General features: G+C 68.0%; 17 protein-coding genes. 4 read left to right on the top strand and 13 right to left on the bottom strand.

The genetic code is table 11. The features are described from left to right. Nucleotides 1-159 precede the first annotated feature (159 nt). Genes EV652_RS22660 through EV652_RS22670 form a run of 3 tightly spaced genes read right to left on the bottom strand, consistent with a single transcriptional unit; the run spans nt 160 to nt 2764 of the window. Entirely contained in the window at nt 160-903 is a 744-nt protein-coding gene (locus EV652_RS22660) for a GntR family transcriptional regulator (protein ID WP_132211177.1), read from the bottom strand. A 53-nt stretch (nt 904-956) separates the two neighbouring features. Next, the gene (locus EV652_RS22665; RefSeq protein ID WP_132211178.1) at nt 957-1730 is read right to left on the bottom strand and encodes a TIM barrel protein; all 774 of its coding nucleotides are present in this window, start codon (nt 1728-1730) and stop codon (nt 957-959) included. Beyond that, entirely contained in the window at nt 1730-2764 is a 1035-nt protein-coding gene (locus tag EV652_RS22670; RefSeq protein ID WP_132211179.1) for a Gfo/Idh/MocA family oxidoreductase, read from the bottom strand. Before EV652_RS22670 ends, EV652_RS22665 begins: the two co-directional genes overlap by 1 nt. Nucleotides 2765-2865: 101 nt before the next feature. On the opposite strand from EV652_RS22670, the gene EV652_RS22675 reads away from it, so the two are divergent. Then, nucleotides 2866-3831 (top strand): LacI family DNA-binding transcriptional regulator, encoded by a 966-nt coding sequence (locus EV652_RS22675; RefSeq protein ID WP_132211180.1) that lies wholly within the window; start codon nt 2866-2868, stop codon nt 3829-3831. Here EV652_RS22675 and EV652_RS22680 read toward each other — a convergent pair. Beyond that, entirely contained in the window at nt 3828-4841 is a 1014-nt protein-coding gene (locus EV652_RS22680) for a LacI family DNA-binding transcriptional regulator (RefSeq protein ID WP_132211181.1), read from the bottom strand. The genes EV652_RS22675 and EV652_RS22680 overlap by 4 nt on opposite strands. A gap of 106 nt (nt 4842-4947) precedes the next feature. Here EV652_RS22680 and EV652_RS22685 point away from each other — a divergent pair, with 106 nt between their 5' ends. Both EV652_RS22685 and EV652_RS22690 read left to right on the top strand, forming a co-directional pair. After that, the gene (locus tag EV652_RS22685; RefSeq protein WP_132211182.1) at nt 4948-6081 is read left to right on the top strand and encodes a phytanoyl-CoA dioxygenase family protein; all 1134 of its coding nucleotides are present in this window, start codon (nt 4948-4950) and stop codon (nt 6079-6081) included. Between the two features lie 178 nt (nt 6082-6259). After that, a complete protein-coding gene (locus EV652_RS22690) occupies nt 6260-7261 on the top strand; it encodes a Gfo/Idh/MocA family protein (RefSeq protein WP_132211183.1) in 1002 nt (333 codons plus the stop codon). On the opposite strand, the gene EV652_RS22695 is transcribed toward EV652_RS22690, so the two are convergent. Continuing rightward, the gene (locus tag EV652_RS22695) at nt 7216-8049 is read right to left on the bottom strand and encodes a CTP synthase C-terminal region-related (seleno)protein (RefSeq protein WP_132211184.1); all 834 of its coding nucleotides are present in this window, start codon (nt 8047-8049) and stop codon (nt 7216-7218) included. The genes EV652_RS22690 and EV652_RS22695 overlap by 46 nt on opposite strands. A gap of 77 nt (nt 8050-8126) precedes the next feature. Here EV652_RS22695 and EV652_RS22700 point away from each other — a divergent pair, with 77 nt between their 5' ends. Next, nucleotides 8127-9026 (top strand): LysR family transcriptional regulator, encoded by a 900-nt coding sequence (locus EV652_RS22700; RefSeq protein WP_132211185.1) that lies wholly within the window; start codon nt 8127-8129, stop codon nt 9024-9026. A gap of 289 nt (nt 9027-9315) precedes the next feature. Here the strand turns inward: EV652_RS22700 and EV652_RS22705 are convergent, their stop codons facing one another. The 8 genes from EV652_RS22705 to iolD all read right to left on the bottom strand — a co-directional run bounded on the left by EV652_RS22705 (nt 9316) and on the right by iolD (nt 18570). Continuing rightward, a complete protein-coding gene (locus tag EV652_RS22705) occupies nt 9316-10812 on the bottom strand; it encodes a CoA-acylating methylmalonate-semialdehyde dehydrogenase (protein WP_132211186.1) in 1497 nt (498 codons plus the stop codon). Then, the gene (locus tag EV652_RS22710) at nt 10809-11675 is read right to left on the bottom strand and encodes a sugar phosphate isomerase/epimerase family protein (RefSeq protein WP_132211187.1); all 867 of its coding nucleotides are present in this window, start codon (nt 11673-11675) and stop codon (nt 10809-10811) included. The genes EV652_RS22705 and EV652_RS22710 overlap by 4 nt, the downstream gene beginning before the upstream one ends. Then, the gene (locus EV652_RS22715; protein ID WP_132211188.1) at nt 11672-12682 is read right to left on the bottom strand and encodes a Gfo/Idh/MocA family protein; all 1011 of its coding nucleotides are present in this window, start codon (nt 12680-12682) and stop codon (nt 11672-11674) included. The genes EV652_RS22710 and EV652_RS22715 overlap by 4 nt, the downstream gene beginning before the upstream one ends. Nucleotides 12683-12770: 88 nt before the next feature. Next, nucleotides 12771-13628, bottom strand: a complete 858-nt coding sequence (locus tag EV652_RS22720; protein WP_132211189.1) for an ATP-binding cassette domain-containing protein — start codon at nt 13626-13628, stop codon at nt 12771-12773. Further along, nucleotides 13625-14668, bottom strand: a complete 1044-nt coding sequence (locus EV652_RS22725) for an ABC transporter permease (RefSeq protein ID WP_132211190.1) — start codon at nt 14666-14668, stop codon at nt 13625-13627. Before EV652_RS22725 ends, EV652_RS22720 begins: the two co-directional genes overlap by 4 nt. 9 nt (nt 14669-14677) lie before the next feature. Then, a complete protein-coding gene (locus tag EV652_RS22730) occupies nt 14678-15676 on the bottom strand; it encodes a sugar ABC transporter substrate-binding protein (RefSeq protein WP_132211191.1) in 999 nt (332 codons plus the stop codon). Between the two features lie 82 nt (nt 15677-15758). Next, nucleotides 15759-16655, bottom strand: a complete 897-nt coding sequence (locus tag EV652_RS22735; protein WP_132211192.1) for a TIM barrel protein — start codon at nt 16653-16655, stop codon at nt 15759-15761. 1 nt (nt 16656) lies between these two features. Further along, entirely contained in the window at nt 16657-18570 is a 1914-nt protein-coding gene (gene iolD, locus EV652_RS22740) for a 3D-(3,5/4)-trihydroxycyclohexane-1,2-dione acylhydrolase (decyclizing) (RefSeq protein WP_132211193.1), read from the bottom strand. Nucleotides 18571-18588: the final 18 nt, after the last annotated feature.

Here is an 18588-nt window from a genome sequence, read left to right on the forward strand (position 1 = left end):
TCTGGCGACCGCTCGGTCACCATGCGCGACCATCCTTTCAACCGCGGAGCAGGCCGCGCCACCTGATCCCGGCAGCCTGTGGATAACCGTGACACGCCAAAGGCTCACCGAGGGTATCTGCACCCTCACGGCAAGGTCCAAGCGGTCAGCCGCCAGAGGTCAGCGGTGGACGAGCGTGTGCTCGAACGCGTACCGGCTCGCCCGGAACAGGTGCGAGCCGTACTCGACCGGCTGACCGTGGTCGTCGTACGTGATCCGTGTGGTCGCCAGCAACGGAACGCCCGGCTCCTCGGACAGCAGCCGAGCCTGCTCCGGTGTAGCGGGCAGTGCGGAGATGGTCTGATGCGCGACCTTCAGTCGCACCCCCTCCGCGCGCAGCAGTGCGTACAGCCCGCGCTCGGCCAGTGTGGCGGGGTCAGTGTCCAGCAGGTCCGGCGGCAGCCAATTGCGCATCAGTGCGAGCGGCTCGCCGTCCGCCCGGCGCAAGCGCTCCAGCCTGAGCACTCGGTCGCCCTGCTCGAGCTGCAGGGCAGTAGCGACCTCCGCGGTCGCAGGAGCGACTCCGAACCGCAGTACGTCGGTCTCCGGCTTGCGGTGGGCTGCGGCCAGGTCGTCGTACAGGCTGGTGAGCTCCAGCGAGCGTCGTACCTGACCTGAGTTCCCCACTACCTGCGTGCCGACGCCGCGCTTGCGCACGAGCAGTCCTTGGTCGACCAGCCGTGCGATCGCCTGCCGCACTGTCGGCCGGCTCAACCCGTACGCCTCCGCCAGGTCCACCTCGTTGCTCAGCCGCGACCCGACCGGCAACTCCCCACCCTGAATCGCCGCCTCCAGTTGCTGTGCCAACTGCACATGCAACGGCGTACGGCTGTTCCGATCAACCCGGACCTGCACGGTACTCATGCGCACATCCTGAAGCCTTCACCCTGATCCGTCGACCCACCACCCTGATTTGATCAGATCTCTGCGTTTGTGAACGCCGCCCGGAAACGGCGCAACGCGAGCTCGCTGTCGCTCGAAGCGAACGCCTCCAGGTCGACGGTCCCGTCATATCCGTGCTGTCGCAACACGGCCGCGATCGCCGGGTAGTTGATCTCACCAGTACCGGGTTCGCAGCGGCCGGGGACGTCGGCGACCTGGATCTCGCCGAGATACGGGAACGCCGTGCCGATCAACTCGATCAGATTCCCCTCGCCGATCTGCGCGTGATACAGGTCGAGCATCATCCGCAGCCGCGGATGATCGACGGCTTTGACCAACGCGAGGGTGTCGGCGGCTTTCCCGAACGGTACGCCGGGATGGTCGACCTCGGTGTTGAGATTCTCCAGGACGAACATCACGTCGTACCGCTCCGCGAGTTTGGCCAGCTTTTCCAGCGTCCGGGCGGCCGTCAGCCACATCTCGCCGGTGACCTGGTACTGCGGTACGACGGGCAGCCCGTGATCGTCGAGCTCGGTGCCGTGCAGGTTGAGCCGCGGGCAGCCGAGCTCGAGCGCGACCTGGATGGACTGTTCCGCGGTTGCCAGCAGCCGGTCCTGGTCATGGGTGAGCGACCCGCTGACGTATCCGGTCATCGACGAGAAAGCGGCACCGGTCTTCTTCAGCCCGGCGATGTCCTTCGTGGGCCAGTTCCAGATCACGACGTCGAATCCGGCCGCATGAATGCGCTCCACCCGGTCCAGGAAAGGCAGCTCGGTGAACACCATTTCGGCACAGACGGCGAGCCTCATCAGATCTCCTCGACCTTCACCGGACGGCTTTCCTCGTGCGACTTCATCGCTGCAAGTGCGACCTGCAGCGCATTCCGGGCGTCCTGACCGGTGACCGGCGCCGCGATGTTGCCGCGGACAACTTCGGTGAACTCGGCAAGTTCCTGGACATAGGCGTCGCGGAACATCTCCTCGTCACTGCGCAAGGTGTGCTGATGCGATCCGCTCACGTCGTAATGCACCATCGGACTACTCGCCAACCGGCCGGCCACGACCATGCCCTTGCTACCGAAGACTTCGCCGCGTACGTCGTACCCGTACAGCGCGGAGAAGTTCGCCTCGGCGGTCGCGATTGCACCGTTGTCGAACGTGATCATCACAACCGCGGTGTCAAGGAGCCCGTTCTCCTTGTACTCGGGGGCGACCAGCGCGTCCGCCTTCGTGTAGACCTCGACCGGCTGCGCGCCTGGATTGAGCCAGAGCAGCGTATCGAAGTCGTGAATGAGCGTCTCGCGGAAGATCGTCCACGGCCGGATCCCGGCGGCTGCGGACCCCATGCCCTCCGGCCGGCCCGGATCCCGGGTGATCGATCGCATCAGTTGCGGCGTACCGATTCCGCCAGCCTCGATCGTCGTGCGCGCGGCGGCGAAGTCGCGGGCGAACCTGCGGTTGAAGCCGACTTGGAAAGCGACACCGGCCCGCTCGGTGGCGGCGATCGCCCGGTCCATCTCCGCCAACGTCAGCGACGCCGGCTTCTCGCACCACACCTGCTTGCCGGCCTCGGCCGCGCGCACGATCAGCTCCTCGTGCACGGCCGCGATCGAGGTGATCACGACACCGTCGATCTCGGGGTCCTTGAGCAGTCCTTCGACGTCGCGCGCGTCGGCGTCGTACCTGCCCGCAAGCTGTTGGGCGGCTTCCGCCCTGGTATCGGCGACGACGGCGAGCTCGGCACCGGGGACGTGGCGGGCGATGTTCCGGGCATGCATCGTCCCGATCCGCCCGGCCCCGATCAACCCCAGCCGTACCACCCGCAGTCCATGGTCGTTCCGCATTCTCCACCCCTCCACCTGCCCGCTCGGACTAGAGCGCTCTAGTCAGGAGCTAGCGAACACTGCTTTGATGGTCTCGGTCAAGACCCACGAGAGCAGGTGAGATGAACCCCCGACCGACGATGGAGGACGTCGCCGCCCGGGCCGGCGTGTCCCGTGCCCTCGTGTCGATCGTCTACCGCAACGTGCCGGGGGCGAGCGACGAGACGCGGGCGCGCGTGTTCGCGGTCGGCGACGAGCTCGGCTACCGCCCGGACCATCGGGCCCGGCTGCTCGGCAGCAGGCAACGCACTCGTCTTATCGGCGTGGCCTTCGACGTGCGCTACCCCTTCCACGGCGACCTGGTCGAGGCGCTGTACCCGGCTGCCGAGTCCCTCGGCTACAGCCTCACTCTGAGCGCCGTCACCGGTAGCCGTCGCGAGGCAGCCGCCGTCCAGTCCCTGCTGGACTACCGCTGCGAGTCACTGGTCCTGATTGGGCCTACGTCACCATCATCCGCGCTGACAGCTCTCGCCGAGTCCCAACCGACCGTTGTCATCGCCCGCAAGGTGCGAGCGGCCGGTGTGCACGTCGTACGCACAGATGACGCGTCTGGGTCACGCCTAGCTGTGGAATACCTGCTGTCTCTTGGACACACGCGCATCGCCCACGTCGACGGCGCCCGTGCGCCTGGCGCAGCAGAACGCCGTACTGCGTATGTCCACACCATGCGGCGCGCAGGACTCACCCCTGTGGTCATTCCCGGCGGCTTGACCGAGGCAGCGGGCACTGAGGCGGCGCACCGACTCCCCCCGGACGTCACAGCCGTTGCCGCCTTCAACGATGCGTGTGCGATCGGCCTGCTGCACACCCTCCGGGCCGGCGGCCGCCGGGTCCCGGAAGACGTCTCGATCATCGGGTACGACGACTCCACGCCGTCCCGCCTGGATCACATCCAGCTGTCGACCATCGCCCAGAACGCCGACCGCCTGGCGTCCGCCGCTCTCAGCCTCGCGACCTGTCAGGACCGCGAGTCGCCCCAGGAGGTCATCACCAGTCCGGACCTGCTGCCGCGCAAGACGACCGCCTAAGGGACGTTGTACGGCGTGATCGGGTGCAGGTTGCTCGGCGTACCCGGGACGTTGGGCAGGAGCCGGTGTGCGTGCAGGAGGTGCTGGCACGCGCGGTGAAGGTCGGTGGGCAGGTCGTGGTTCAGCACCACCGAGAGAGCACCGGAACGCAGCAGGGCGAGGTTGTCGGCATCGAGGTCGTGGGCAACGAAGCAGCGGTACGGTCGCTCAAGATCGGCGAACGCCTGGACGATGGCACGGTTGCCACCCCCGATGGAGTAGACCGCGTTGATGGTCGGGTCGGCAGTCAGTGCCGCCAGCGCCTGCCCGTGGATCGTGGTGTCGAGGCCGTCCGTCTCGGCCAGCTCCACGACCGCACGACCCGGTGAAAGCTTGCGGAGGGTCGAGCGGAAACCCATCTCGCGTTCCTCCTCGCCGCGGAACGATCCACGGCTCAGCGTGACGAGCACACTGCCCGGATCGTCGCCCAGCCATTGGGTGAGGAAGTACGCCGCTGTCGCACCAGCGGACCGATTGTCGATGCCGACGTACGCGAGCCGCCTGCTGCCGGGCAGATCGGTGACGAGGGTGACGACCGGGATGCCGGCGGCAACTAACTTGTCGACGGCCTCGACGACCTCGGGCTCGTCCGGTGCCTTGAGGATCAAGCCCTGTGAGCCGCGTTTGCGCACCTTCTCCAGGGTCGCGATCAGCTCAGCGGCGGACGCCGTCTCGCTGAGGTCGAACCGAGCCCGCAGGACCGCTGGACGAAGGCCGGGCAGAGCCGCCTCGAGGGCTGTACGCACCGCCCAGGAGAACCGGCTGGGTGCCTGCATGACGAGGTCGATCACCAGCGTGCGGCCGCCGAGACGGACCTGGGTGGCCTGCCGGTCCAGGTCGAGCATCGCCTGCTCGACCTGACGGCGGGCGCGGGCACTGACACCGGCGCGACCGCTGAGCACCCGGTCGACCGTCGTCTCGCTCAGCCCGGCCTGGACCGCGATGTCGCGGACCCGGTGCTCACGCCCCATTGCACTCCTCCGGCCTGGAATGACGGGTTTTTGACGGATCCAGGGGATTCCGAACCCATCAGGAAACCCCCACGCTAGAACAACCAGGAGACAAGGAGCTACCCCGATGAACTGGCTGAACCCCGACGATGGCCGCTTGGACGACCTGCTGACCGTCCTCAAGGAGCAGACCGACGCCGCCGACTACCCACACGCCGAACTGATCGAGCAACAGGTCCCGGTGTACGACGCCGCCCGGCTCCGGACCGCGGATCCTCGGGTTGTGCAGGCCGAGTTCGCCACCGCGTTCGGACCGGGCCCAGGCATCGTCGTCCTGAAGGGTGCCTTCGGCAACGCACTCGTCGACGCGACGACGGCCGAGTTCAACCGGCTGATCGAGGAGCAGCACCGATCCGGAACCGCGGCCGGCGACCACTTTGCCAAGCCGGGCGCGAACGATCGGGTCTGGAACGCCCTGGAGAAGCTGGCCGTCGGCGCGCCCGAGGTGTTCGCCGCGTACTACGCCAACGACCTGCTCGCCCTCGTCGCGACGGCTTGGCTCGGTCCGGCGTACCAGGTGACCTCGCAGGTGAACGTCGTGAACCCGGGCGGTGAGGGACAGACGGTCCATCGCGACTACCACCTCGGTTTCCAGTCCGATGAGGTGGCGGCGCAGTACCCGGCCCACGTGCACCGGTTGTCGTCCGTCCTGACTTTGCAGGGCGCGGTCGCGCACTGCGACATGCCGGTCGAGTCGGGGCCGACGCTGTACCTGCCACACTCGCAGAAGTACGAGCTCGGGTATCTGGCCTATCGGCGACGTGAGTTCTCGGAGTACTTCGTGGCGAACCACGTCCAACTCCCACTGGAGAAGGGCGACGCCGTCTTCTTCAACCCCGCGCTCTTCCACGCAGCCGGCAGCAACCACTCCGCGGACATCAAGCGGATGGCGAACCTGTTGCAGGTCTCGTCCGCGTTCGGCCGCGCGATGGAGAGCGTCGACCGGACCCGGATGGCAACGGCCCTCTACCCGGTCCTGCTCCGGCAGGCGAAGGACGATCCGGCCGGTGTCGCCAACGTCATCGCCGCCAGCGCCGAGGGTTATGCCTTCCCCACCAACCTCGACCGGGACCAGCCGATCGGCGGCCTCGCACCCCAGTCGCAGGCCGACCTGCTCCGCCAGGCCGTCGCCGAGACCTGGGCGCCCGACCAGCTGGACCAAGCCCTTACCGAGGGCAACAATCGGCGGCTGACGCACTGAGCCGATACCAAATCGGTGAACCTTGGGTGAACCTGGTCCGGATCACGGGCAGGTGGTGTCCCCGAGGGGTGATCGTCAGGCAGGATGGCGCGTTCGCCGTCGGGGCGGAGGAATACTCTTACCGGCGGAACGCGCCACTCAGCCGAGCTGCTGTACGCCGCCCATCGAAGGAGAAGGCATGGAACCGCTGCGTATCGGGATTCTCGGGGCCGCCCGGATCGCCGGCCGGGCGATCGTCGAGCCGGCCCGGCTGACCGGCGCCCGGCTGGTCGCGGTGGCGGCCCGGGAGACCGAACGGGCCGAGGCGTTCGCGGCGGAACATCAGGTGATGAGAGTGCACGCGTCGTACCAGGACGTGCTGGACGACCCCGAGGTCGAGGCGATCTACAACCCGCTGGCCAACGGCCTGCACGGACCGTGGAACCTGCGGGCGATTGCCGCGGGCAAACATGTGCTGACCGAGAAGCCGTCGGCCAGCAACGCCGAGGAAGCAGTCCGGGTCCGCGACGCCGTCCGCGAGCACGGCGTGGTCTTCATGGAGGCGTTCCACTACGCGTACCACCCGGTGATGCGGCGGCTGCAGGAGCTGCTCGCCAAGGGTGAGCTGGGCGACCTGCAGCACGTCGAGGCGACCATGGTGATGCCCCCGCCGCCGGACGCCGACCCACGCTGGTCGCTGCCGCTCGCCGGTGGCGCGGTGATGGACGTCGGCTGCTACGCGATCCACGCGCAGCGGATGCTGGCGCAGTACGCCGGTGGTGCGCCGAAGCTGATCAGCGCACGGGCCGGTGAGCGCAAGCGGCTGCCCGGGGTGGACGAGTGGCTGAACGCGGATCTCGAGTTCCCGAGCGGTGCGACCGGCGCGATCCGGACCAGCATGGCCGCCGAGAGCGTCGACTTCAGCCTCAAGGTGGTCGGCACGCGCGGTGAGGCGTTCGCGCCGTTCTTCGTGCTGCCGCAGAACGACGACAGGGTGATCGTGACGACCAAGGAGGACACCTGGGTCGAGCACCTCGGCACTCGGTCGTCGTACACGTACCAACTGGAGGCGTTCGCCGGGGCGGTTCGCAACGGCGCACCTGTGCTCACCGACGCCGACGACGCGCTGGCGACAATGGAGCTGATCGACGCCTGCTACCGCGACGCCGGGATGGCCCCGCGCCCGGCCTCCACGATCTGACCAGCCTGTCCGGCGGCCGCGTGCTGGCCGGCGTCTCCGGCGGCCGGATGCTGGCCGGCCTGCCCTGCGGCCGCATGCTGGCCGGCCTGTCCGGCGGCCGCATGGGCGAACGCCTGGATGAACGGGTGCGGCCGGGTGCCGTCGCCGGACAGCTCGGGCTGGAACAATGTCACCAGGAAGAACGGATGCTCGGGTAGCTCGGCGACCCGCGGCGCGCCTTCGGCGTCGTACGCACTGAAGACCAGACCGCGCTCCTCGAGCAGACTCTGCCGCGCAGGGTCGAGTCCGTATGAGCAGTGGTAGCGCTCGGTGGACCGCTCCGCGCCGAGCAGCCGCCCGGCCAGCGTGCCGGGCCGCACCTCGACCGTGGCCTCGTGACCGTCGAGTGAGCACGCCAGCGGGACGATCAGCAGGTCGTCGCCGTCCGGAGTGTTCTCAGCATGCTGTACGCCGGTAGCACCGCAGACGTTGCGCGCATACTCGAGCATCGTGTGCTGGAACCCGCCACACGTACCGAGGAACGGGATCCCCCGCTCCCGCGCCGTCTGGATCGCGCTGATCGCGCCGGCCTCGCTCCGGTACGGACTCCCCGGCAGGACCCAGATCCCGTCGAAAGCGTCCATCGCATCCACCTCGTCGGTGGCGACCCAGTACACGTCCAGGTCGAGCCCCTCCCGCTCGCGCAGGCGGTCGAGCACCTGCGGCACCCGCTGGTGTGAACGGACGTGCGGGGACCGGTCGCCGACCAGGGCAATCCGGGCGGAATACGCGTGCGTAAGTACGGTCATGTCCCCCATCCTGCGCCGCAGGCCCGGATCAGTACCAACGATGATCTCTGCATGGTCGATAAGCGATACTGATCGGCGTGGATCCGCATCTGCTCCGCACCTTCATCGCGGTGGCGACGACTGGTTCCTTCTCGGCCGCGGCAGCCGAGCTCGGCTACACCCAGTCGGCCGTCTCGCAGCACATCGCCGCCCTCGAGAACTCCCTCGGAACCGCGCTCCTGACCCGTCGCCCGGTGGCGCCGACCCCGGCGGGCGAGCGCCTGCTCGAGCACGCCGGCGCGATCCTCCTCCGGATCGAGGCCGCCCGGGCCGACGTACGACGGGTGGTCGGCGAACCGCCCGGCGAGATCGTCTTCGCCGCGACTCCCCTGGCCGGGGCGACCCGCGTCGCGCGGGCACTGACCCAACTCAGGCAGACGAGGCCCGGGATCGCGGTGACCTTCGAGGTGGCTCGCCGGGACGAGGTGGCGCGTGGCGTCGCGTCCGGCGCGTACCACCTCGGTCTGGTCGACGGCATCGCCGCGCCCAGCGATCCGTTGAAGCTCCCGGACGTCGGAGCGGTCCGCACCTCTGCGGTCGCACAGGACAAGCTCGTCGTTGTGCTCCCGGACGACCACCCGCTGGCCCGGCGCAAACGGCTCGGGCTGCCGGCATTGGTCGATGCACGATGGATCGACGCACCCGATGTCGCCGCGCCACTGCCGGACCTCCGCGCCGCAACCGAGACCGACGGCATCCGTGCGGCCCTGACCTACTCCGGTACCGACATCCTCTGTCTGCTGGCGTTGGTTGCCGCCGGTCACGGTCTCGCCGTACTCCCGGCATCACTGGACCTACCGGCCGACGTCGCCGCGGTGCCGGTCCACGCACCGCGCCTCGTGCACCGCACGGAACTCCTGTACGGCCACCTCGACGAACCTCAGGCCACCGATCTCGTCGCCGCACTCACCGCCCCGGCCATCCGTCGTACCAACTGACATCGGGTACGACGATGGCCGGGGCGGCCGGCGGTTACTTCCGCGCCTGTTTGGTGGGCGGGATGATGGCGCTGTCGGCGGGAACGGCCTTCGGCTTCTTGGGTTGCTTGGGCTTGCGGACTTCACGTCCACCCTTGTTCTTGGACACGACGCACTCCTGGGGCTGGTGGCTGGCTCGGTGACCAGCTCGACGACTACGGACAGGCCAACGGCCTTCGTACGCCGCGGTACTCCTCATGCCCCGGGGGTTGTCCTCGACGCTACACCCCGGCAGCCCCAATAGCCCGGGTTAGTCGTGGGTGGGGAAGCCCAGGTTCAGGCCGCCGTGAGACGGGTCGAGCCAGCGGGACGTGACCACCTTGCCGCGGGTGAAGAAGTGGACGCCTTCCATGCCGTGGGCGTGGGTGTCGCCGAACAAGGAGTTCTTCCAGCCGCCGAACGAGTAGTACGCCATCGGGACCGGGATCGGCACATTGATGCCGACCATCCCGACCTCGACCTCGTTCTGGAACCGGCGTGCCGCGCCACCGTCGTTGGTGAAGATCGCGGTGCCGTTGCCGTACGGGTTGGAGTTCACCAGGTCGAGTGCGGCGTCGTACGAGGGAAGTCGTACGACGGACAGCACCGGACCGAAGATCTCGTCGGTGTAGATCGACATCTCCGGCGTCACCTTGTCGAACAGCGTCGGCCCGAGCCAGAACCCGTCAGCGGCGCCGTCGAACTCGCCGTCCCGTCCGTCCACGACAAGCTCCGCACCGGACTCGACCCCGGCCGCGACGTACCCGGTGACCTTGTCACGGTGGGGTCCCGTGACGAGCGGGCCCATGTCGCAACCCCGAGTCCCGTCGCCGGTCTTCAGCGTCGCCATCCGCTCCTTGATCTTGCCCACCAGCTCGTCGGCGATCGGCTCTACCGCCACCAGCGCGGAGATGGCCATGCACCGCTCGCCCGCCGAGCCGAAGCCGGCGTTCACCGCGGCGTCGGCGGCCAGGTCCAGATCGGCGTCGGGCAGCACGACCATGTGGTTCTTCGCGCCGCCGAGCGCTTGCACGCGCTTGCCGTTCTTGGTGCCGTTCTCGTAGACGTACTTCGCGATCGGGGTCGAGCCGACGAACGACACCGACTTGATGTCAGGGTGCTCCAGCAGCCGGTCGACGGCCTCCTTGTCGCCGTGGACGACGTTGACCACACCGTCCGGCAGGCCGGCCTCCTTCCACAGCTCGGCCATCGCGTTCGCGGCGGACGGGTCCTTCTCGGACGGCTTGATCACCACGCTGTTGCCACACGCGACGGCGATCGGGACGAACCACATCGGCACCATGGCCGGGAAGTTGAACGGCGAGATCACCGCGCAGACACCGAGCGGCTGACGAATCGAGTACACATCGACCTTCGTCGAGACGCCCTCGCTGAAGCCGCCCTTGAGCAGGTGCGGGATGCCGCAGGCGAACTCGATCACCTCGAGGCCGCGGGTCACCTCACCGACCGCGTCCGACAGCACCTTGCCGTGCTCGGCGGTGATCAGGGCGGCGATCTGCTCCTTGCGCTGGTTCACCAGCTCCCGGAACGCGAACAGCACCTGGGTGCGCTTGCTGAGCGAGGTCTGCGCCCACGCCTTCGAGGCGTCGTGGGCGACCTTGACCACCTCGTCGACCGTCGCCGCCGAGGCCAGGTCCAGCTCGCCGGTGACCTCACCTGTCGCCGGGTTGTACACCTTGCTGGTGCGCTCCGAGACCCCGGTCCACGGGGCCCCACCGATCAGATGGGTGATTCGCTCAGTACTCACAACTGCATCCCTTGTTTGGTCAGTAGCTCGGTGATCTTCTCCCGCATGAACGTGCTCGACTCCCGAGCACGCTCCTCCCAGGCGAAGACACAGGTGGTGATGGTGCCGTCGAAGCCGGCCGCGGCCAGCTCGGCGAACAGCTCGTCGAAATCGACCTCGCCCTGGCCGATGTCCAGGTGCTGATGCACCCGGACCGTCGACCCGGGCGGGTTGACGATGTAGCGCAGCCCCGACGACCCGGTGTGGTCGAACGAGTCGGCCACGTGCACGTTGGTGAGCAGGTCACCGGCGTGGCTGATGATGCCAGGGGCGTCGTTGCCCATGTGGAACGTGTGCGGCGCGCAGTACAGGAAACTCACCAGCGGATGGTTGATCCCGCGGATCAGGTCGACCGCTGCCTTGCCGTCCTCCTCGAAGTCGTCCGGATGCGGTTCCAGCACCAGCCGGACCCCCTCGGCCTCGAAGACCGGCAGCAACTCCTCCAGCGACCGCCAGAACTGCGCCTCGCTCCGGGCCGCCTGCTCGGGGCGGCCGTTGAACTCGGAGTTCATCACGTCGACGCCGAGATCGGCGGTGATCCGGATCGCCCGCTTCCAGTAGCGGACGGCCGCCTGCCGCTCGTCCTCGTCCGGCCCCGACCACTTGTACAGCGGCAGCACCGACGAGACCCCGACCCCCGCGGCGGCGAGCTCGCGCTTGAGGGCGGCGCCCCCCGCGTCGTTCACCCTCGGGTGGTTGAAGAACGGCAGGAAGTCGTCGCGTGGCGACAACTCCATCCACGCGTAGCCGAGCTCGGCGACCAACGCCGGCAACTCCGGCAGCGGCGTACCGCGGAACATGTACGGGTCGAGGCTGAGTTTCACCCGAGCACCTCACTCCTCGGAACCATCTCCACCTCCACCGGACGTCCCTCCTGCAGCGACCGCACGCCGGCGGTGCAGACCGCGGCGGCGGCGTACCCGTCCCACGCCCCCGGTCCGTCGATCGTGCCCTTCGCGACCGCGTTCACCCAGCGCTGGATCTCCAGGTCGTACGCGAGCGCGAACCGGACCCGGAAGTCGTCCGGCACCGCACCACCCCAGTGTCCGGCCCGCTTGGTCAGCACGTCGACCCCCAGGCCGATGGTCGCGCTGCCCTTCTCGCCGACCGCCTCACACCGGACCTCGTACCCGACCTGGCAGTTCACGAACACCTCGACGTCGGCCATCGCGCCGCTCGCCATCTCGAACACCGCGAACTGCGGATCCAGCACGTCCTCGCCGACCAGGCCGCTCGGCTTCGGCGCGTGCACGGTGATCCGGGCGATCTCGTCGCCGTACAGCCAGCGGGCCACGTCGACCTCGTGGACCAGCGAGTCGCGCACGATCATCTCGCTGCGGAACGTCGCCGGGACCGTCTTGTTGCGATGCACGTTGTGCAGCAGCAGCGTCCGGCCGAGCTCACCGGAGTCGAGCAGCTCTTTCAGCGCCGCGTACTCCGGGTCGAAGCGGCGCATGAAGCCGACCTGGATCAGCTGCTTGCCGAGCTTGTGCTCCGCCTCGACCACTCGCAACGACGACTCCGCGTCCATGGTCAGCGGTTTCTCGCACAACACCGGCTTGGCGTGTTCGAGACAGGCCGTCAACTGCTCGGCGTGAGCGAACCCCGGCGACGCGATGATCACCGCGTCCACGTCGGCGGCGCCGACCAGCGCCAGCGGGTCGTCGATCGCCCGGACCTCGTCGAATTTCGTTGCGAGCGCGGCGGCCCGATCCGTGTCCGGATCGGATACCGCGACCAGGCGGGCACCGGAGATCCGGCGCGCCACCCGCTCGGCATGGTCCGCACCCATCATCCCGACCCCGACGATCCCGATCCTCAGGTCCCGCATCTCCACCTTCTCTCTGCTCTGCGTGCCTTCCGTACGACGGTGTGCGCGGGCCGGACTCTCCGATTGCCGGCCCGCGCTCGCCGGCGTACTAAATAGCTCCTGGACGGTCTTGGGGCTCGACAACCAGCTCAGGGTCGATACCGCGCAACTCGTGGCTGAGCGACTCGAGCTCCGAACCACCGGCCATCTCGTTGGTCAGCTGGGCCAGCGTGATGTCGGCGCGATGGGTGTCGAGCGCGACCCGGCCCAGCTTGAGCACCACGAAGTGGTTGCCGACCAGGTACGCGTGGTGCGGGTTGTGGGTGATGAACACGACCCCCAGGCCGGCGTCGCGGGCCTTGACGATGTACTTCAGCACCACCCCGGACTGCTTCACGCCGAGTGCGGCGGTCGGCTCGTCCAGGATCAGTACCTTGGCGCCGAAGTAGATCGCCCGGGCGATCGCGATGCACTGCCGCTGGCCGCCCGACAGCATGCCGACCGGCTGTTCCAGGTTGGGGATCGAGATCCCCATCTTGGTCAGTTCCTCGTCGGCGACCCGCTTCATCTTGCGGTCGTCCAGCCGGCCGAACGGGCGCTTGGTGATCTCGTTGCCGAGGAAGAAGTTCCGCCACACCGACATCAGCGGGGCCAGTGCCAGGTCCTGGTAGACCGTGGCGATCCCGCTGTCCAGCGACTCGCGCGGTGAGCTGAACCGGCGCTCCTCGCCGTTCACCGACAGGACCCCGTCGGTGTGCTCGTGCAAGCCGGCGATGATCTTGATCAGCGTCGACTTGCCCGCACCGTTGTCACCCAGCACGCAGGTGATCTCACCTTGCCGGACGGCCAGCGAGACCCCGCGCAACGCATGCACGTTGCCGTAGCTCTTGCCGACCTCTTCCAGGTGCACCACCGGTGTGTTCGGGCTGGTGCTGGCCTCTTCCGCGAACTTGTCGGTGGTGGTCATCGCAGATCCGCCCTTCTCTTCACCATCAGGTTCACGATCGTTGCGAGGAGCAACATCACGCCCAGGAACGCCTTGAACCAGTCCGCGTTCCAGCCGGCGTACACGACACCGAGCTGGGTCATGGCGAAGATCAGTGCACCGATCGCCGATCCGACCACGGACCCGTAGCCGCCGGTCAGCAGGCAACCACCGACCACCGCCGCGATGATGTAGATGAACTCCTTGCCGACGCCCTCACCGGACTGCACGCTGCTCTGGGTGAAGAGCAGGTGCATCCCGGAGAACCACGCGAAGGCACCGACCGTCATGAACAGCCCGATCTTGACCCGCTTCACCGGGACACCGACGGCCCGGGCCGCGGCCGCGTCACCGCCGACGGCGAAGATCCAGTTGCCGATCTTCGTCTTGAGCAGCACCCAGCTGCCGGCGATCACGAACAGGATCCACCAGACGACGAGGATCTTGACGGTGACCGAGCCGATCGAGAACTCCGACGCGAACACCGCCTTCGCCGACTCGAACCCGTCCATGTCGCTGATCGAGTTCGAGGAGACCTGGCCGGACAGCAGCCGGGTGATCGCGAGGTTCAGGCCCTGCAGGATGAAGAAGGTGCCCAGCGTCACCAGGAAGCTCGGCAGCCCGGTCCGCATCAGCAGCCAGCCGTTGAAGGCACCGACAGCCAGGGCCGCCACCAGCGCGACCAGGATGCCCACCCAGACGTTGACGCTGAACTGGTAGGCGAACAGACCGGCGAACAGCCCGGACGTCGTCACCGCGACACCGGCGGACAGGTCGAACTCGCCGCCGATCATCAACAGGGCGACCGGTACGGCCATGACGCCGATCAGTGCGGCCTGGTAGAGGACTGTCCCGATGTTGGCCGGGCTTCGGAACGGCTCGGCCACGATCAGGAAGAACACCAGGATGACCGCGGCGCCGACCAACGATCCGACCTCGGGCCGGCTGAGCAGGCGGGCTGCGAGCGAGCGGCGCGAGACGCGGTCGTCAACCGACGTCGGCGCCGTCAGTGTGGAAGCCATGATCGGACCTCAGCGCGTCCCGGCGGCGGCGAACTTCTCCACCGAGGCCACATTGCTCTTGTCGATGAACGCCGGCCCGGTCAGGGTCGCCTGTCCACCGCCGATGGTGTTGCCGTTGGTCTTGTAGAGCCACAGGCTGTCAACGGCCAGGTAGCCCTGCAGGTACGGCTGCTGGTCGACGGCCCATTGCACGCGGCCGTCCTTGATCGCACCGACCAGGTCCTTGTTGGTGTCGAAGGTGCCGACCTTGGCACTCGAACCCGAGTCCTTGACCGACTGGACCGCGGCCAGCGCGAACGGAGCGCCCAGGGTGACGACGTAGTCGATGCTCTTGTCCTGCTGCAGCTTCGACGTCATGGTCGTGGTGCTGCCCGGCATGTCGGTGCCGGTGATGTAGATCTTCTCGGAGTTCGGGAACTTGTCCTTCACACCCTGGCACCGGGCCTCGAGCCCGACGTGGCCCTGTTCCTGGATCACGCAGACAGCCTTCTTCGCACCCAGCTGGGTCAGCTTGTCACCGGCCGCCTGGCCCGCGATCCGCTCGTCCTGGCCGAAGTACCCGAGCGCACCGGCCTGCTTCCACGCTTCGATACCGCCGTTCAGCGCCACCACCGGAATGCCGCCGTCCGCGGCTTTCTTCACGTTCGCCTGCATCGCGTCGGCCTTCGCCAGGGTGACGGCGATCCCGTCGACCTTCGAGTCGATCGCGGTCTGCACCAGGTTGGCCTGGTCCGCCCCCTCGGGCGCGCCGGTGTACTGCAGTTCGACGTTGTCCTTCTTCGCCGCGGCCTCGGCACCTCTGCGGACCAGGTCCCAGAAGGTGTCACCAGGCGCCGCGTGCGTGATGAACGCGACCTTCATGCGCGGCGTGTCCGCCACGCTGCCCCCGGAGCCGCCGGAGCTCTGCTCCTCTTCCTGCTTGCCACCGGACGAACTGCAGGCGACCAACGCCGTGACCAGCACGAGCGCAGCCCCCACCGCCGCCGACTTCTTCTGCCACCGAACCATGACTACAACCAGCCTTTCAGACGATCCGCGGGATTACTCCGCGGTGTTGCATGGGACCAGAGAGTGCACACTCTGCTGGCCGTCAGATCGATACGCCACCCCCGTGGGATCTCAGATAGGCCAACGTCCGCTCCGCGATCGGCAGCGGGACGTCGGGCGGGCACGGATACAGGTCCTGTTCGACGATCGCGAACAGGTCCACGTCGAGCCCCGCCAGCGCGTCCAGGAGCGGCGGGAGCTCGGGAATTCCGGTCGGCGGCTCGCACATCACGCCACGCTTGACCGCCTCGCCGAAGCCGACCCCGTCGGCCTCCACCGCGGCCAGGATCTCGGGGTCGACCTGCTTGAGGTGGACGTACCCGATCCGGTCAGGATGGTCCTGGATCAGCTTCAGGTTGTCGCCGCCGCAGTAGCTGATGTGACCCGTGTCGAGGCAGAGGTTGACGTACGCGCTGTCGGTGTCCTCGAGGAAGTGCTCGACGGTCTCATGGGTGTCCACATGGCCGTCCGCATGCGGGTGGTACTGCGTCTTCAACCCGAACTCCTCGGCGATCCGGCGGCCGAGCTCGGTGACCTGACGGCCGTGCCGGGCCTGGCCCTCGCGGTCGAGCCGGGGCTCGGTGATCTCGCCGGTGACCCCGTCGCGCCACATCGACGGAATCACGACCAGGTGCTTGGCGCCCATCGCCGCGGTCAGCTCGGCGGCCTTGGACACGTCACGCCAGGTCGACTCCCACGAGTCCGGCCGATGCAGGTGCTCGAAGATCGTGCCGGCCGTCATGGTCAGGCCGCGCTTGTCCAGCTCCTCCTTCAACACCGACGGGTCGGTCGGCAGGTAGCCGTACGGCCCGAGCTCGATCCGGGTGTACCCGGCCGCTGCGACCTCGTCGAGGAACCTCTCCCACGGCGTCTGCTGCGGATCATCGGCGAACCACACGCCCCACGAGTCCGGCGCGCTGCCGACATTGACCTTGCCCATATCAGCGATCTCCCTCAGTGGGCGTCAGGTACGGCCGCTGGCTCTGCTTGGATTCCTGGTACGACGCCGACGCGGCCTGCGTGGAGTCGAGCGCAGACACCTCGCTGACCGGCACGTCCCACCAGGACTCGCTGTCCGGTGCGCCGATCAACGGGTCCGTCGTCACGTGGATCGCGATCGGTCCGTCCGCGGCCTTCGCCGTACCGATCGCCTTCTCCAGCTCGGCGCGGTCGTGCACCTCGATCACGTCGACCCCGAGGCTGCGGACATTCGCGGCCAGGTCGACCGGCAGGTAGTCGCCGTCGAGGCGTCCGTCGCTGCTGCGGCGCCGGTACGCCGTACCGAACCGCTGCGAACCCAGCGACTCCGACAGCGCGCCGATCGAAGCGAAGCCGTGGTTCTGGACCAGGACGACGACGACCTTCACGTTCTCCTGGACCGCGGTGACGAGCTCGGTCGACATCATCAGGTACGACCCGTCGCCGACCATGACGAACACGTCGCGGTCCGGCGCGCCGAGGCGGACGCCGATACCGCCGGCGATCTCGTAGCCCATGCAGGAGTAGCCATACTCGACGTGGTATCCCTTCGGGTCGCGCGTCCGCCACAGTTTGTGCAGGTCACCCGGCATCGAACCGGCTGCGCAGACCACCACATCAGACGGCGCCGACAATTCGTTCACGGCACCGAGCACTTCGCCCTGTGTCAGCAGACCTTCGGCCAGTTTCGCGGTCACCTCGGCGGGCGGGTTGTAGGTGTTTTCCACAATCGCGTCCCACTGGGTTGCGAGCATGGCGGTCAAGGATCTGTACTGGTCGCTCACAGACCAGTCACCAACCGCGGATCGCAACGAAACAAGGGCTTCCCTGGCATCCGCGACGAGAGGAAGGCCGGCATGTTTGCCACCGTCGAAACGCGCCACGTTGATATTGACGAACCGCACGTCAGGGTTCTGGAAGGCGGTCCGCGAGGCCGTCGTGAAGTCGGCGTACCGGGTGCCGATGCCGATCACCAGGTCGGCGTCACGGGCCAGGGCGTTGGCTGCCGTGGTCCCGGTCGAGCCGACGGCACCGACCGACTGCGGGTGGTCGTAACGCAGCGATCCCTTGCCTGCCTGGGATTCCGCGACCGGTACGCCGGTCGCCTCGGCGAACTCGCGGAGCGCCTCCTCCGCGCCGGAGTAGTGCACACCACCGCCGGCGACGATCAGCGGCCGCTGCGCGGACCGTAGGAGATCTACCGCCTTGTCGACAATTGATGCTTCGGGCAACGGCCTTCCTACGTACCAGGTGCGCTCGGTGAAGAGCTCCTCGGGCCAGTCGTAGGCCTCGGCCTGGACGTCCTGCGGCAGGGCCAGTGTCACCGCTCCGGTCTCGACGGGGTCGGTCAGCACGCGCATGGCGTTGAGCAGTGCCGAGGGCAACTGTTCGGGGCGCCAGACGCGGTCGAAGTACTTGGACACCGGGCGGAACGCGTCGTTGACGGAGACGTCGCCGGCGCCGAAGCTCTCCAGCTCCTGCAGCACGGGTGTTGCCACCCGGGTCGCGAACACATCCGAAGGGAGGATGAGAACAGGCAGCCGATTGACCGTGGCGAGGGCCGCGCCGGTCACCATGTTGGTCGAGCCCGGGCCGATGCTTGCCGTGCAGGCATAGGTCTGGAGCCGGTCGCGGGTGCGGGCGAACGCGGACGCGGTGTGCACCATGGCCTGCTCGTTGCGGGCCAGGATGTACGGCAGCGCGTCCGGGTCCTCGAGCTCGGCCTGCAGCAGCGCCTGGCCGACACCGGCCACGTTGCCGTGTCCGAAGATGCCCAGGCATCCGGCGAACAGCCGCTGTCGCCGGCCGTCGCGCTCCGAGTACTGGACGCTCAGGAATCGCACCAACGCCTGCGCGACCGTGAGACGCACCGTCATCGCTGTCCTCCTCCACAA

It is taken from the genome of Kribbella steppae, assembly GCF_004342025.1.
Lineage (GTDB): Bacteria > Actinomycetota > Actinomycetes > Propionibacteriales > Kribbellaceae > Kribbella > Kribbella steppae.

Bases quoted from the DNA above. Each gene is read 5' to 3' on its own strand.
- EV652_RS22660 (WP_132211177.1), bottom strand. From the start codon at position 903: ATGAGTACCGTGCAGGTCCGGGTTGATCGGAACAGCCGTACGCCGTTG.
- EV652_RS22665 (WP_132211178.1), bottom strand. From the start codon at position 1,730: ATGAGGCTCGCCGTCTGTGCCGAAATGGTGTTCACCGAGCTGCCTTTC.
- EV652_RS22670 (WP_132211179.1), bottom strand. From the start codon at position 2,764: ATGCGGAACGACCATGGACTGCGGGTGGTACGGCTGGGGTTGATCGGG.
- EV652_RS22675 (WP_132211180.1), top strand. From the start codon at position 2,866: ATGAACCCCCGACCGACGATGGAGGACGTCGCCGCCCGGGCCGGCGTG.
- EV652_RS22680 (WP_132211181.1), bottom strand. From the start codon at position 4,841: ATGGGGCGTGAGCACCGGGTCCGCGACATCGCGGTCCAGGCCGGGCTG.
- EV652_RS22685 (WP_132211182.1), top strand. From the start codon at position 4,948: ATGAACTGGCTGAACCCCGACGATGGCCGCTTGGACGACCTGCTGACC.
- EV652_RS22690 (WP_132211183.1), top strand. From the start codon at position 6,260: ATGGAACCGCTGCGTATCGGGATTCTCGGGGCCGCCCGGATCGCCGGC.
- EV652_RS22695 (WP_132211184.1), bottom strand. From the start codon at position 8,049: ATGACCGTACTTACGCACGCGTATTCCGCCCGGATTGCCCTGGTCGGC.
- EV652_RS22715 (WP_132211188.1), bottom strand. From the start codon at position 12,682: ATGCGGGACCTGAGGATCGGGATCGTCGGGGTCGGGATGATGGGTGCG.
- EV652_RS22720 (WP_132211189.1), bottom strand. From the start codon at position 13,628: ATGACCACCACCGACAAGTTCGCGGAAGAGGCCAGCACCAGCCCGAAC.
- EV652_RS22725 (WP_132211190.1), bottom strand. From the start codon at position 14,668: ATGGCTTCCACACTGACGGCGCCGACGTCGGTTGACGACCGCGTCTCG.
- EV652_RS22730 (WP_132211191.1), bottom strand. From the start codon at position 15,676: ATGGTTCGGTGGCAGAAGAAGTCGGCGGCGGTGGGGGCTGCGCTCGTG.
- EV652_RS22735 (WP_132211192.1), bottom strand. From the start codon at position 16,655: ATGGGCAAGGTCAATGTCGGCAGCGCGCCGGACTCGTGGGGCGTGTGG.
- iolD (WP_132211193.1), bottom strand. From the start codon at position 18,570: ATGACGGTGCGTCTCACGGTCGCGCAGGCGTTGGTGCGATTCCTGAGC.